The sequence below is a fragment of the Streptomyces sp. DH24 genome (assembly GCF_029813775.1).
Lineage (GTDB): Bacteria > Actinomycetota > Actinomycetes > Streptomycetales > Streptomycetaceae > Streptomyces.
In genome coordinates, this window is record NZ_JARVKW010000001.1 from 210,369 (window position 1) to 224,859 (window position 14,491).

A 14,491-nucleotide genomic window follows, 5' to 3' on the forward strand; every position below is an offset into this window, starting at 1 on the left:
TTCCCCCATGTCCGCGCCCCGCGCGCGCTCCCGCCGTACGGGCTCACGCGGTCCACTGGTGACAGCCCTTGGTGGCGGCCCCGCACAGGAGGACGGATTCTGCGCGGCACAGGGCCGTCGGTCTCCCTCGTTCCCCGCCCTTGACCGGCGGCCCAGGCGCGGGCGCTCCCGCCGACGGGGCGCCTCGCACGGGCCGGCCCCGCGGCTGTTACGTGTCGGCCCGCCCGGCACCGGCCAGCGCCGCGATCCGCTCCACGGCGAACACGTACCCCTGCACCCCGCACCCCGCGATGACCCCGTCGGCGCGCAGCGAGACGTAGGAGTGGTGCCGGAACGACTCCCGCTTGTGGATGTTGGAGATGTGCACCTCCAGCACCGGCAGCCCGTCGCAGGCGTTCAGCGCGTCCAGGATCGCGACGGAGGTGTGCGAGTAGGCACCGGGATTGATCACGACGCCGCAGTGGTTGAGACGGGCCTCGTGGATCCAGTCGACCAGTTCGCCCTCGTGGTTGGACTGCCGCAGGTCCACCGTGCCGCCGTGCGCGGCCGCCGCCTTGGCGCACATCGCCTCGACGTCGGCGAGGGTGTCGAAGCCGTAGATCTCCGGCTGGCGCTGCCCGAGCAGGTTCAGGTTGGGGCCGTTGAGGATCATGATCGGGGCGTTGGCCAGGGTGCGGGGCACGGTTCCTCCGGTCCTTCGGGGTCGGGCCGCCCGGCGACGGCCCTGCTCGGCACCGGTTTATCACGGTGCGCCGAGCCCGCCGAGGCCCGTACGCTCCCCGGCATGGCCCTGCCCGCGTACCCTCCGAAGCCGTCGCCCGGGGACCGTGTGGCGGTGCTGTCGCCGTCCGCCGGCCTGCCGGGACTGTTCCCGCTGCCCTACGAACTGGGCCTGGAGCGGCTGCGCGAGGAGTACGGGCTGGAGCCGGTCGAGTTTCCGGCCACCCGCCGGATGGGCGCGACACCCCGGGAGCGGGCCGACGACATCCACGCCGCGTTCGCCGACCCGGACGTGCGGGCCGTGGTCGCGACCATCGGCGGCGACGACCAGATCACCGTACTGCCGCTCCTGGACCGCGCGTTGATCCGCGCGAATCCCAAGCCGTTCTTCGGCACGAGCGACAACACGAACCTGCTCGCCTTCCTGCGCGACACCGGGATCGTCGGCTACCACGGCGGCAGCGTGATGGTCGAGCTGGGCCGCCCCGGGGCGATGCATCCGCAGACCGCGGACTCGCTGCGGGCCGCCCTGTTCACCTCCGGCCCGTACGAGTTGCGGCCGGCGGAGCGCTTCCGGGACGTCGACCGGGACTGGGCGGACCCGGCCACCTTCGCGGCGGAGCCGGAGACGCGGCCGGGCACGGGCTGGACCTGGGTGAACCCCGGCCGGGTGGTCGAGGGCCGCAGCTGGGGCGGCTGTCTGGAGATCGTCGGATGGCTGCTGATGGCCGACCGCGAGATCGCGCACGATCTGTCGGAGTACGACGACGGCGTGCTGTTCCTTGAGACGTCGGAGGAACTCCCGAGCGCCACCGAGGTGTTCCGGACTCTGCGGAGCATGGGGGAACGCGGGTTGCTGGAGCGTTTCTCCGCGTTGCTGATGGGCCGGCCGAAGACCTGGTCCTTCGAGCGCCCCAACGGCCCGCAGGAGGCGGCCCGTTACGCCGCCGAGCAGCGTGCGGCCGTGCTGCGCGCCATGGAGGTGTACGCCCCCGACACCACGATCGTCTTCGACGTGGACCTCGGGCACACCGATCCGCAACTGGTGCTCCCCTACGGCGGTCTCGTACGCGTCGACGGACCGGCGCGGCGCATCACCGTCACGTACTGACGCCGGACGCGCGCCGCCCGTACGGTGCGGGTTCCGGCGGTGGAGGCGCCGCCGACGGCACGGCGGCGTCCGAGCCGCTACGGGTTGATCGCGAGCTCCAGATACGCCGCGAACAGCACCAGGTGGACGCCGCCCTGGAGCGGGGTGGCCCGGCCCGGCACCACGGTCAGCGAGCCCACCACCACCGTCAGGGCGAGCAGCACCATGTGGGTGGCGCCGAGGCCGAGGACGAGCGGTCCGGACAGCCAGACGGATGCCAGGGCGACGGCGGGGATGGTCAGGCCGATGCTGGCCATGGCGGAGCCGAGCGCGAGGTTGAGGCTGGTCTGCACCCGGTCGCGCCGGGCCGAGCGCAGTGCGGCGATGGTCTCGGGGAGCAGCACGAGCAGTGCGATGACGACACCGACGACGGCGTGGTGCAGGCCGGCCGCCTCGACACCGGACTCGATGGTGGGTGACACCCCCTTGGCCAGTCCGACGACTCCGATCAGCGCGAGCCCGAGCAGCCCCAGGCTGATCAACGCGGTACGCGCCTCGGGCCGCTCGGCGTGGTCGTCCGCGTCGAGGACGCCGCCCTGCCGGGCCACGGGGAGGAAGTAGTCGCGGTGCCGCACGGTCTGGGTCGCGACGAACAGGCCGTACAGGACCAGTGAGGACAGCGCCGCGAACGTCAACTGGGCGCCCGAGAACTCCGGTCCCGGCCTGCTCGTGGTGAAGGTCGGCAGTACGAGGCTGAGCGTGGCCAGGGTGGCCACCGTCGCCAGCGCCGCGCCCGCTCCCTCGGGGTTGAAGACGGCCGTGCCGTGCCGCAGCGACGCCGACAGCAGGGACAGTCCGACGATGCCGTTGCAGGTGATCATCACGGCCGCGAAGACCGTGTCACGGGCCAGCGTCGAGGACTTGTCGCCGCCGTCGGCCATGAGGGTGACGATCAGGGCGACCTCGATGATCGTGACGGCGACGGCGAGGACGAGTGAGCCGAAGGGTTCGCCGACCCGGTGGGCGACCACCTCGGCATGGTGGACGGCCGCCAGCACCGCCCCCGCGAGCGTCAGGGTGACGAGCGCGACGACGAGGCCGGGCAGGTCGCGTCCCCAGGTGAGGGCCAGCAGGACGACCGCCAGCAGGGGCACCGCGGTCGTCCACCGAGTCGCGAGCGCCCGGAGCCGAGTGACCATGCGGCGATCGTCGCAGACGCCACCGGACCCCGCACGCCGGCCGCGATCAAGCACCGGGAGCGGCGGCGGTAAGTGGTGCTTCCCGCTGCGCTCCCGGTGCTGCGCCTACGACCGGCCTCCCGGTGGCCGTTGGCGCGATGCTCGGTGCCGTCAGACGTCGACGTTGTCCTTCGAGGCCCCGTCGCCCTGCGCCGCCTCGGCCGCGACCTGCTTCTTGGACGCCCGCAGGCTGGTGATCGTGGTGACGATCAGGACGGAGCAGATCACGCCGAGGGAGACCGGGATGCTGATCTCCGGGACGTGGACCCCGGACTCGTGCAGTGCGTGCAGCACCAGCTTGACGCCGATGAAGCCGAGGATGATCGACAGGCCGTAGCTGAGGTGAACCAGCTTCTTCAGCAGGCCACCGATGAGGAAGTACAGCTGTCGCAGACCCATCAGCGCGAACGCGTTGGCGGTGAACACGATGTAGGGGTCCTGCGTCAGGCCGAAGATCGCCGGGATCGAGTCGAGCGCGAAGAGCACGTCCGTGGTGCCGATCGCGAGCATGACGACCAGCATCGGCGTCATGACCCGCTTGCCGTTCTCCTGGATCCACAGCTTGGTGCCGTGGTAGCGGTCGGCCACGCCGAAACGGCGCTCGGCGGCCTTGAGCAGCTTGTTCTCCTCGTACTCCTCGTCCTGCTCGTTGGCCCGGGCCTCCTGGATGAGCTTCCAGGCGGTCCAGATCAGGAAGGCGCCGAAGATGTAGAAGACCCAGGAGAAGCTGGCCAGGATCGCGGCGCCCGCGGCGATGAAGATGGCCCGCAGAACCAGGGCTATGAGCACACCGATGAGGAGCACCCGCTGCTGGTACTGCGACGGCACCGCGAACTTCGCCATGATCAGGACGAAGACGAAGAGGTTGTCGACGCTCAGCGACTTCTCGGTGATGAAGCCGGCGAAGAACTCGCCCGCGGGCTGCCCACCGCCGAAGACGAGCAGGCCGAACCCGAAGAGGGTGGCCAGGACGATCCAGACGACCGTCCAGATTCCGGCTTCCTTGATCGATACGTCGTGCGGCTTGCGGCCGATGAAGAAGTCGACCGCGATCAGGGCGGCAAGGCCCACAACGGTCAGGACCCACAGGGTCAGGGAAACATCCACTGCGCCTCCGGCAGTCGTAACGGCAAATGTCAGCGTCGTCGCTGCCGGAGGTCTCTTCCACCCGGGTGACCTGAGCGCGTGATGCGCCCGGAACCGACGGGCCGACGCCCCGGGATCTGGCCAGATCCGTATTGACGGGTACGCCGCACAGACAGGGAGTACTCCCCTCCGTACGGAAAACAGTACCCCAATACCCAAGGAAAGGTAAAGAGCTAGGTAAAAGAAAGACCAAGTTGCCTGGTGGGAGGCTCTTTACGTGTGCTTGGTCCAGTCCGTGGACGTCATCGCTGCCCGTTGCGGCGGGCCGCCGCGACCTGGCTGAGCACCTGCTGGAGCACCTGGCTGCCGGGCGGCATCATGGAGGGCTCGAACGTCCAGGCGTGACCGACCCAGGGGTCGGCCAGGTGATCGTCGGGCACCGGCGTCAGTCGCAGCAGCGAACGCCACAGCGGGTCGAGCAAAGGCCCGTAGCCGGAGGATTCCTCCCGGTCGGCGACCATCATCAGATGGACACCGACGGCCGGCCCCTCGTCGGCGAGGTACCGCAGCTGGTTCACGGCCCGGTCGTCGAAACCGTGCGGGAAGTCGTTCACGATCAGCAGCTGCTGGGCCAGGTCCAGGTCGGGCGGGAGCGCGTCGGCCGCGCCGCCCCGCACCGCCATCTGCACGAGGTCGACGCGCTGCGTGAGCCGTGCCAGGACGTCGGCGACACCGGCGGCGCCCGGTGCGGGCGGGCTCGCGAGGACCCCGCTCTGCACCAGCGGTGCCAGCGGCTGCGCGCCCGAACCTGCCGGGTCGATGACGTGCACGGAGAACTCGCCCGCGGGGTGGACCGCGAGCAGCCGCGCGGCGTGCGCCACCGCCGACTCCAGCGCCAGCCGACGCAGTTCGTGCGAGTCGGCGAAGGTGCCGTCCGGCGAACCGGCCCGGCCGCTGTCCAGCCACAGCCCGCGCTCCAGCGGCAGCCGGACCAGCATCGGGATGCGTACCTGGGCGGCCTCGGGCACATGGAGGTCGCCCAGCCGCAGGGCCATGGGCATCTCCATGGGCACGCGGTAGCCGTGCCAGACGGGGTTGTCCCAGCGGGCGAACGCGGCCGGCAGCGCGGGCTCGACGACCTCGGCCTCGGCGGCGAGCTGGGCGAGGTCCCGGTCGAGAGCCTCTCTGGCCTGCGTGACGAGCTGGGTGTGCCGGGCGCGGGCGGCCTCGCGCGCGGCGTCGCCCTGCCCGCCGATCCGGCTGCGCGGATCCGACAGCACCTGGTCGAGTTCCTTCTCCATGCGGGAGTCGGCGAAGTCGACGGCGCTGCGGTACGCGGCGGTCGTGCGGGCCAGGTCCTCGAACATGCCCCACACCTGGTTGTAGAGCCGCTCGTCCATGGACCAGCCGGTGGCGTCGCCCGCGACGGGCCGCGCGGGCCGGCCGGGCTGGGCCGGGGGCGCGGTCGGCGGGGGCGGGGGCGCGGCGGAGGTCTGCCGGCCCGGGTGGCTGTAGTTGATCGGGCCGCCCGCGCCGGGCATCGACGGCTGGGTGCCGCCGGGCTGGTCCGCCCCGCCCGGGTACGCGGGCTGCGGGCCGGGCGTGCCCGGGTGACCGTACGGCGACGTCGGCGGAATGGTGCCGGGGGCGCCCTGCGTGGCGGGGCTGCCCTGGTCCGGCCCGGGCGCCTGGCCCGCCGTCTGCCGGGAACGGTCCGCGTCCGCCGTGCGCGGCGGGGGCGCCGACACCGAGCGGGCCAGACCGCTGGCCACCGCCTCGTTGATGCCGGCGGAGAGCTGGTGGGCCTCGGCCATGCCCTGGTCGGTGAGGAGCTCGGCGAGACCGCCCGCGTAGCCCTGGCCGACGGCGCGCACCTTCCAGGCGTCCAGCCGCCGGTACAGCTCCAGGGCGACGACGGCGGTCTCGGCGTCGAGGCCGGTGATCGTGTAACTGGCGACCTCGGAGCCGTCGAGACCGGTGACGGCCACGAAGGGGGCGGCCACGGCGCCGAAGCGGGCCGGGCCTCCCCCGTCGGCGGCGGGCAGGGCGAGCAGCACGTTGACCCGGTGCACGGCGTCCGGCACGGCGTCCAGGTCCACCGCGAGGCGGTGGTCGGCGGCTGCCTGCCGGGACACCTCCAGACCCGGCAGGGTGGGTGTGCCCGGATGGGCCACCCACTCCACCCCGTTGACCCGGCCGCCTTCGTCGCTGAGCGTGGCCGCGGCCACGATCGGCGTGCCGGCCGAGACCCGGATCTCGAGACGGGTCTGGGAGAGCGGGTGGTTCTGCCCCCGCACCAGCTCGGCCGTCATCGCCTTGTCCCCCTGTGTCACTCGTGTGGTGTCGTGTGCCGCTCGCCGGCCCCGGTCGGCCGGGCCGCCGTCAGAGCAGCGGCAGGATGGACGGCATCAGGTCCTGGAAGGTGCGGCCGTTGGCCGGAGTGCCGAGGGCCGTCATCGTCCAGCCCGGGCCCGAGCGGTGCACCTTCGCCATGATCTGGGCCGTGTAGGCGCCGCCGCCGGCGAGCGTGTAGCGGGCGAGCTCCTGGCCGTTGGTCTCGTCGACCAGGCGGCAGAACGCGTTCTGCACCTCCTGGAAGGTCTGGCCCGTGAACGAGTTCACGGTGAAGACGATCTGGTCGATGTGGACCGGGATGCGCTGCAGGTCGACGAGGATCGCCTCGTCGTCGCCGCCCTGGCCGACACCGCCGACGAGGTTGTCGCCGGTGTGGCGCACCGAGCCGTCGTCGCTCACCAGGTGGCGGAAGAAGACGACGTCGACCGGCTGCTTGTCCGCGAACAGAACGGCGGAGGCGTCCAGGTCGATCTCCCGCGTACGCGAACCGAACAGGCCGCGCCGGGGAGCCGCCTGCCAGCCGAGACCCATGCGCACCGCGGTCAGGCTCCCGCCGTCGCTCTTCTGCAGACTGACGGACTGACCCTTGGTCATGTTGACGGTCACGCGCTGATTCCCCTCTCGAACTTCCCCTGTTGCCGCGGAGCCGCGGTTGACCAGAACCCTACGCACGACCACTGACAGTGCCGTACCCCGGTCCGCACTTTGTGTCGGTCTTGCAACACAGCGCGTTCCAGGTGGGACCACCGGGGCGGATCGGTGGCGCCGGTGCCCTCGGAGGAACGACCGGCGCCACCCCGCGGGCGGCCTGCCGTCAGGACAGGCCGGCCTCCTGCATCTGGCGCAATTCCTTCTTCATCTCGGAGACCTCGTCGCGCAGCCGGGCCGCGATCTCGAACTGGAGGTCCGCCGCGGCGGCACGCATGCGTGCGGTGAGCTCCTCGATCTGTCCGGCGAGTTCGGCGGCGGGGCGGTCCGTGGGCACGGTCTCGGCCGCCTTGGCCTTCCCCCTGCCCTTGGCCGCCTTGCCCCCGGGCTCCTGGGTGCGCAGGGACGGCACCGGCGCCTTGGCGGTCTTGCCGTCCTTGGACTTGCGGTAGCCCGAGCCGAGCAGCTGTTCCGTGTCGATGTCCTCGCGGGCGATCTGCGCGACGATGTCGTTGATCTTCTTGCGGAGCGGCTGGGGGTCGATGCCCTTCGCCTTGTTGTACGCGACCTGCTTCTCGCGGCGGCGGTTGGTCTCCTCGATGGCCTTCTCCATCGCCGGGGTGATCTTGTCGGCGTACATGTGGACCTGGCCGGAGACGTTGCGCGCGGCGCGGCCGATGGTCTGGATGAGCGAGGTGCCGGAGCGCAGGAAGCCCTCCTTGTCGGCGTCCAGGATCGCCACCAGGGACACCTCGGGCAGGTCGAGGCCCTCCCGGAGGAGGTTGATGCCGACCAGGACGTCGTACTCGCCGCTGCGCAGCTCCCGCAGCAGTTCGACGCGGCGCAGCGTGTCGACGTCGCTGTGCAGATAGCGGACCTGGATGCCGAGCTCCACGAAGTAGTCCGTGAGGTCCTCGGCCATCTTCTTGGTGAGGGTGGTGACGAGGACGCGCTCGTCCTTCTCGACCCGCTTGCGGATCTCGTGCACCAGGTCGTCGATCTGGCCCTCGGTGGGCTTGACGACGACCTCCGGGTCGACCAGGCCGGTCGGGCGGATGATCTGCTCCACGACGCCGTCCGAGCGGGACAGCTCGTACTGCCCGGGGGTGGCCGACAGGTAGACCGCCTGCCCGATGCGCTCCTGGAACTCCTCCCACTTCAAAGGACGGTTGTCGAGGGCGGAGGGCAGCCGGAAGCCGTGGTCGACCAGGGTGCGCTTGCGGGAGGCGTCGCCCTCGTACATCGCGCCGATCTGCGGGACGGTGACGTGCGACTCGTCGATGACGAGGAGGAAGTCGTCCGGGAAGTAGTCGAGCAGGGTGTTGGGCGGGGAGCCGGGCAGGCGGCCGTCGAAGTGCATCGAGTAGTTCTCCACGCCGGAGCAGGAGCCGATCTGGCGGAGCATCTCGATGTCGTACGTGGTGCGCATCCGCAGGCGCTGGGCCTCCAGCAGCTTGCCCTGCTTCTCCAGCTCGGTCAGCCGCTCGGCCAGTTCCCTCTCGATGTCGTTGACGGCCCGCTCCATGCGCTCGGGGCCGGCGACGTAGTGGGAGGCCGGGAAGACGTACAGCTGCTGGTCGTCGCTGATGATCTCGCCGGTGAGCGGGTGCAGCGTGGACAGGGCCTCGATCTCGTCGCCGAACATCTCGATGCGGACGGCGAGCTCCTCGTACACCGGGAAGATCTCGATGGTGTCGCCGCGGACGCGGAAGGTACCGCGGGTGAACGCCATGTCGTTGCGCGTGTACTGGATGTCGACGAAGCGCCGCAGCAGCTGGTCCCGGTCGATCTCGTCGCCGACCCGGAGGGGGACCATCCGGTCCACGTACTCCTGCGGCGTGCCGAGGCCGTAGATGCAGGACACCGAGGCGACCACGATGACGTCGCGGCGGGTGAGCAGCGAGTTGGTCGCGGAGTGGCGCAGCCGCTCGACCTCCTCGTTGATCGAGGAGTCCTTCTCGATGTAGGTGTCCGACTGCGGGACGTACGCCTCGGGCTGGTAGTAGTCGTAGTACGAGACGAAGTACTCGACGGCGTTGTTCGGCAGGAGCTCGCGGAACTCGTTCGCCAGCTGGGCGGCCAGCGTCTTGTTCGGCGCCATCACGAGCGTGGGGCGCTGGAGCTTCTCGATCATCCACGCGGTGGTGGCGGACTTGCCGGTGCCGGTCGCGCCGAGCAGGACGACGTCCTTCTCGCCGGCTTCGATGCGCCGGGCGAGCTCGGCGATGGCCGCCGGTTGGTCGCCGCTCGGCTGGTAGGGGCTGACGACCTCGAAGGGCGCCACCGTGCGTTCGATCTGGGAAACGGGCCGCATGGAATCAACCGTACGACCCGCCACTGACAATGCGGCGTGATCAGCGGTTCTGCGGGGTGCGGACGCCGCGCGACCGCAGAGGTCGGTGGCCCGGCCGGTGGACCACTTCGCCGGCCGGGACGCCCGGCTTGTCCTCGACGGGCGGGACGGCGACGCGTCCCATGACCATCAGCGGGTCGAAGATCACGACGACGCCGGCGAGGAGCAGGAAGGCGAGCGGACCGACCAGCATCGGGGCGAGCAGGGCGGCGGGTGACTCTCCCGTGGCGGGGACGGCCGTGCCGTGCAGGTGGACGCTGAGGGCGGCCATGCCGGTGTAGTGCATGCCGCTGACCGCGAGCCCCATCACGAGGCTGGCGCCCACGCTCCACAGGAAACCCCTGACCTGGCAGGCCGCCCACAGTGCGGCGGTGGCCGCGACCATCGCTATCACGACGGACGCGGCGACGGTGGCCGTGTTGTACCGGAGCTCGCCGTCAAGCTGCATTCCCGCCATGCCGAGGTAGTGCATCGAGGCGATGCCGAGGCCGGTGACGGTGCCTCCGGTGAACAGGGCGGTGCCCTTCGCGCCGCGGTAGCCGACGATGAAGACCCCGATGCCCACCATGAGGACGGCGACGCCCAGGCTCGCGTACGTCATCGCCTTGTCGTAGTGGATCGGCGCCTCCTGGACCGTGAACCCCATCATGGCGATGAAGTGCATGGTCCAGATGCCGGAGCCGATCGCCGCCGCTCCGAGGGCGAGCCAGCCGGGTCGCCACGACCGGGTCACGAGCAGGGACCTGGTGGTGCAGCGCAGGCCGAGAGCACCGCCCAGGCAGGCCATGAGGTAGGCCACCAGCGGTGTGACGAGTCCGTAGCTGAATCCGTCGACCGTGCCTTGCATGCGCGGCTGCCCTTCCGCCTTTTGCGTTCCGGATTTCCCCGTTGTGTCCCCTCTCCCAGGACCGCGAGAACGGTCGAGGTTGAGGCAGAGAGTATGACGTCCACCGGAATGGTCGAACGACTATCCGGTAAAGAAACACGGCCTTGACCCAGTTGTGCGGCCCGGGTGTGTGGAGTTGTGGCCCCTCCATTCACCCTGTGGCCATTCTGCGCCCCTCTCGCGTTGACCGTCCGCTGTCACAGTTGAGCTGTCCGTGATCGCTCGACGCGAGGAGTACGCATGCACGCGCGCGCAGTTGCCGCCACGACCACGGCGCTCCTGGGAACCGTCGCCGCGGTGTTCCCGGTTCCGGGGGCCGTGGCGGCAGAGGCCGATCCGCCGCTGGTCATCGCCCACCGGGGCGCCTCCGCGTACGCGCCGGAGAACACCCTGGCCGCAGTCGACAAGGCGGCCCAACTGGGCTTCCGCTGGGTCGAGAACGACGTCCAGCGGACCAAGGACGGCGAGCTCGTCGTCATCCACGACGACAGCCTGGCGCGCACCACGAACGTCGAGGAGGTCTTCCCCGGCCGCGCTCCTTGGAAGGTGAAGGACTTCACCGCCGCCGAGATCGCGCGCCTCGACGCGGGCAGCTGGTTCGGCTCCGCGTACGCGGGCGCGCGCGTGCCGACGCTGCAGCAGTACGTGCGCCGCGTGGACCACCACCACCAGAAGCTGCTGCTGGAGATCAAGAACCCGCAGCTGTACCCGGGCATCGAGAAGCAGACCCTCAAGGTGCTCAGCAACGAGGGCTGGCTCGACCGGCCGCACGTGGCGGGCCGGCTGATCGTGCAGAGCTTCAGCGCGGACAGCGTGCGGACCGTCCACGAGCTGAAGCCCGCTGTCAAGACCGGGTTCCTCGGTACGCCGTCCGTGGCGGAACTGCCCGAGTACGCGGACTTCACCGACCAGATCAACCCGTCCTACCGCACGGTGTCGTTGGGCTACGTGTCCGCCGTCCAGGCCTTCACGGGGCCGCACGGCAGGCCGCTGGAGGTCTTCACCTGGACCGTCGACGACGCGGCCACCGCCGAGCGGGTCGCCGGGTACGGGGTCGACGGGATCATCAGCAACAAGCCGGACGTGGTGCGGGCGGCGGTGGACGGCGGCTGACCCGCCGCCCGCCGGCGGCATCTACCGGCCGCCCGGCGGGGCGTTGTCAGTGGCGGGTCGTACGGTGGGCGCATGGAGAGCCATGGGCAGGTGGAGCAGCAGGTCGTGTGGACCGTCGTCGGCACCGACATCGGTCCGCTGCTGCTCGCCGCGACACATGACGGCCTGGTCAACGTCGTGTTCCACGCGACGGACGCGGTGCGCGACCGGACGCTCGACCGGCTCGCTTCCCGGCTGGGCGGCGAGCCCGTCGAGGCGCCCGGCTCCCCTCTGCTGGCCGAGGCGATACAGCAGGTCGAGGCGTACTTCGCGGGCCGTCGGCGGGACTTCGACCTGCCGCTGGACTGGTCGCTGATATCGGGCTTCAACCGGCAGGTGCTGCGCGAGCTGGCGTCCGGCGTGCCGTTCGGCGCGGTCGTCGGCTACGGCGACCTGGCCACGCGGGTCGGCCAGCCGGGCGCCGCCCAGGCGGTGGGGATGGCGATGGGCGCCAACCCCCTGCCGGTCGTGGTGCCCTGCCACCGGGTCGTGGAGAGCGACGGCGGCATCGGAGGCTTCGGCGGCGGCCTGGAGACCAAGCGGAAGCTGCTCGCCCTGGAGGGTGTGCTGCCCGAGCCGCTGTTCTGACGGAGCGCGTCAGGTGTAGTGCCGCGCTTCGAAGACGTTGCCGTCCGGGTCGCGGAAGTAGAAGCTGCGCCTGGCCATGCCCCGGGCTCCGTAGGCGTCGTGGGTGAAGTCCGAGACGGGGACACCCTGTCGCTCCAGACGGTCGCGCAGCGCGTCGAAGTCGTGCCGCGGCAGCGCCACGCACACGTGGTTGACGGGGTGGCCCGCGCTGTCGGCGGCGCCCGGAACCATGGTCATGCGTGCCGCCATGGTGAGCGGGGCCAGATCGAGAATCGTCTCCTCGTTGAGCCGTACGGAGGGGAAGGACACGGTTCCCGCGGCGTACTCGGTGACGCGCAGCGGCTCCATGCCGAGTGTTTTCTCGTAGAACCCGGCCGCCGCGACCGGGTCGCGCACCCACAGGACGACGTGGTCGAGACGTGGTGTGTTGTCCGTCATGTCTCAAGGCTCACGCCGGTCCGCACCGGCGGCAAGGGTTTGACCCGGCACACCATTCGCCAGAGATGAGGGAAGACCGACAGACAGGAGGCAGACGCGTGGTGCTGACGGTGTCCGAAGAGGTACGGGAGGCGATCGGCGCAGGTCGGCCGGTGGTGGCGCTGGAGTCCACGATCATCGCGCACGGTCTGCCGCGCCCCCGCAATCTCCAGGTGGCGCTGGAGCTGGAGGCGGCCGTACGGCAGGAGGGCGCCGTCCCCGCGACCATCGCCGTGCTGGACGGCCGGCCCTGTGTCGGGCTGGACAAGCAGCAGTTGGAGCGTGTCGCGAACGAGGACGGGATCCGCAAGCTGGGGCATCGGGACCTGCCTCTCGCGGTGGCGTCGGGGGCGAGCGGCGCGACCACGGTGTCGGCGACGGCCCTGCTGGCGGCCCTGGCGGGCGTGCGGGTGTTCGCGACGGGCGGGCTGGGCGGAGTGCACCGGCAGTGGACGGTCACGCAGGACGAGTCGGCCGACCTGGGATTGCTGGCGCGCACCCGGATCACGGTGGTGTGCGCGGGAGTGAAGTCGATCCTGGACGTGCCGGCGACGCTGCAGCGCCTGGAGACGCTGGGCGTCGCGGTCGCCGGGTACGGCACGCGGCGTTTCCCCGGCTTCTATCTGTCCGACTCCGGTCACCCGGTCGACTGGAGGCTCGACACGCCGGGCCAGGTGGCGGACGTCATGCGGGCCCAGGACGCGCTCGGCGTGCCGGAGTCGGCGCTGATCGTCGCCAACCCGGTCCCGGAGGAGGAGCAGCTCGATCCGGAGCTGCACGCGCGTGTGCTCGACGAGGCGCTGCGCGCGTGCGAGGAACAGGGGGTCAGCGGGCAGGGAGTCACGCCGTTCCTGCTCGACTACCTGGTGCGGCACACCGACGGTGCCTCCCTGAGCGCCAATCTGGCGGCGGTGCGCGGAAACGTACGGCTCGCGGGTCGGATCGCGGCGGCCTGGGCCGGGGCGTGACCGGGCCGGGGGCGGGCGGTGCGCTGCTGGTCGCCGGGGACGTGATCACTGACGTCGTGGCCCGGCACCGGGGGCCGCTCGCCGCGGGCACGGACACGGCGGCGGTGATCCGGCGGGTGCCGGGCGGCGCCGGTGCGAACGTGGCCTGCTGGGCGGCGCACTGGGGGTGTCCGGAGGTGCGGATGTTCGGCCGGGTGGGCGCGGAGGCCGTGGCGTGGCACGAGTGTGAGCTCGTCGCGCACGGGGTGCTGCCGCGGCTGGTCGTCGATCCGGAGGCGCCGACGGGCACGGTGATCTGCCTGGTCGACACGGACGCGGCGGCCGAGCGGACGTTCCTCACGGACAGCGGGGCCTCGCTGCGGCTCGGGCCCGGCGACTGGTCGGAGGAGCTCCTGGACGGTGTCGCCCGCCTGCATCTGTCGGGCTATCTGCTGTTCTCCGAGCCGAGCCGTGCCCTGGTGGCGGCGGCCGTGGCGTCGGCACGCGCGCGTGGTGTGCCGGTGAGCCTGGACCCGGCGTCCGCGGGCTTCCTCAAGGACCTGGGCACGGACCGCTTCCTGGCGCTCGTCGAGGGCGTGGACGTGCTGCTGCCGAGCCGCGACGAGGCGTGTCTGCTGACGGGGCGGTCGGGGGCGGCGGACGCGGCGGCCGAGCTGAGCCGGCGCGTGCCGCTGGTGGTGGTCAAGCGGGGCGCGGAGGGTGCGCTGGTGGCCCGGTCCGGTGCTGTGACGGCCCAGGTGGCCGCCGAACCCGCGACGCCCCGGGACACCACCGGGGCCGGTGACGCCTTCACCGGCGCGTTCCTCGCCGCCCTGCTGGCAGGTGCGGATCCGGAGGGGGCGGCGCGGGAGGGCTGCCGGGCGGGCGCCCGGGCGGTCGAGCGGGTGGGCGGCAGACCACCCGCACGGGACTGACGGCGGGGAAGGGCGG

The 14,491-nt window shown here is 71.4% G+C and carries 13 protein-coding genes; 5 read left to right on the top strand and 8 right to left on the bottom strand.

Features of this window, described 5'->3' with window-relative positions:
- Positions 1-208: 208 nt before the first annotated feature.
- A complete protein-coding gene (aroQ, locus tag QC282_RS00970; RefSeq protein ID WP_279547188.1) occupies positions 209-682 on the bottom strand; it encodes a type II 3-dehydroquinate dehydratase in 474 nt (157 codons plus the stop codon).
- Between the two features lie 102 nt (positions 683-784).
- Between aroQ and QC282_RS00975 the strand changes: the two genes are divergently transcribed.
- Positions 785-1,831, top strand: coding sequence for an LD-carboxypeptidase (locus QC282_RS00975; protein WP_279547189.1), 1,047 nt, complete (start codon positions 785-787; stop codon positions 1,829-1,831).
- Positions 1,832-1,908: 77 nt separating this feature from the next.
- Here QC282_RS00975 and QC282_RS00980 read toward each other — a convergent pair whose 3' ends face one another.
- The 6 genes from QC282_RS00980 to QC282_RS01005 form a co-directional block, all read right to left on the bottom strand.
- Positions 1,909-3,009: an ionic transporter y4hA gene (locus QC282_RS00980; RefSeq protein ID WP_279547190.1), complete on the bottom strand. Its 1,101-nt coding sequence runs from the start codon at positions 3,007-3,009 to the stop codon at positions 1,909-1,911.
- A 150-nt stretch (positions 3,010-3,159) separates the two neighbouring features.
- Complete coding sequence (locus QC282_RS00985; protein ID WP_279547191.1) at positions 3,160-4,155, bottom strand: TerC family protein; 996 nt, start codon at positions 4,153-4,155, stop codon at positions 3,160-3,162.
- A 281-nt stretch (positions 4,156-4,436) separates the two neighbouring features.
- Positions 4,437-6,446, bottom strand: coding sequence for a TerD family protein (locus QC282_RS00990; protein WP_279547336.1), 2,010 nt, complete (start codon positions 6,444-6,446; stop codon positions 4,437-4,439).
- A 70-nt stretch (positions 6,447-6,516) separates the two neighbouring features.
- A complete protein-coding gene (locus QC282_RS00995) occupies positions 6,517-7,095 on the bottom strand; it encodes a TerD family protein (RefSeq protein ID WP_279547192.1) in 579 nt (192 codons plus the stop codon).
- A 208-nt stretch (positions 7,096-7,303) separates the two neighbouring features.
- Positions 7,304-9,451, bottom strand: coding sequence for an excinuclease ABC subunit UvrB (gene uvrB / locus QC282_RS01000; RefSeq protein WP_279547193.1), 2,148 nt, complete (start codon positions 9,449-9,451; stop codon positions 7,304-7,306).
- A gap of 40 nt (positions 9,452-9,491) precedes the next feature.
- A complete protein-coding gene (locus QC282_RS01005) occupies positions 9,492-10,337 on the bottom strand; it encodes an MHYT domain-containing protein (protein ID WP_279547194.1) in 846 nt (281 codons plus the stop codon).
- A gap of 279 nt (positions 10,338-10,616) precedes the next feature.
- Here QC282_RS01005 and QC282_RS01010 point away from each other — a divergent pair, with 279 nt between their 5' ends.
- The gene (locus QC282_RS01010) at positions 10,617-11,489 is read left to right on the top strand and encodes a glycerophosphodiester phosphodiesterase family protein (protein ID WP_279547195.1); all 873 of its coding nucleotides are present in this window, start codon (positions 10,617-10,619) and stop codon (positions 11,487-11,489) included.
- Positions 11,490-11,561: 72 nt separating this feature from the next.
- Entirely contained in the window at positions 11,562-12,116 is a 555-nt protein-coding gene (locus tag QC282_RS01015) for a methylated-DNA--[protein]-cysteine S-methyltransferase (protein WP_279547196.1), read from the top strand.
- 9 nt (positions 12,117-12,125) lie between these two features.
- On the opposite strand, the gene QC282_RS01020 is transcribed toward QC282_RS01015, so the two are convergent.
- Positions 12,126-12,554 (bottom strand): VOC family protein, encoded by a 429-nt coding sequence (locus tag QC282_RS01020; RefSeq protein ID WP_279547197.1) that lies wholly within the window; start codon positions 12,552-12,554, stop codon positions 12,126-12,128.
- A gap of 98 nt (positions 12,555-12,652) precedes the next feature.
- Between QC282_RS01020 and QC282_RS01025 the strand changes: the two genes are divergently transcribed.
- Both QC282_RS01025 and QC282_RS01030 read left to right on the top strand, forming a co-directional pair.
- Entirely contained in the window at positions 12,653-13,561 is a 909-nt protein-coding gene (locus QC282_RS01025) for a pseudouridine-5'-phosphate glycosidase (protein ID WP_279547198.1), read from the top strand.
- Entirely contained in the window at positions 13,558-14,475 is a 918-nt protein-coding gene (locus QC282_RS01030) for a carbohydrate kinase family protein (RefSeq protein WP_279547199.1), read from the top strand. Before QC282_RS01025 ends, QC282_RS01030 begins: the two co-directional genes overlap by 4 nt.
- The last annotated feature ends 16 nt before the right edge of the window (positions 14,476-14,491 follow it).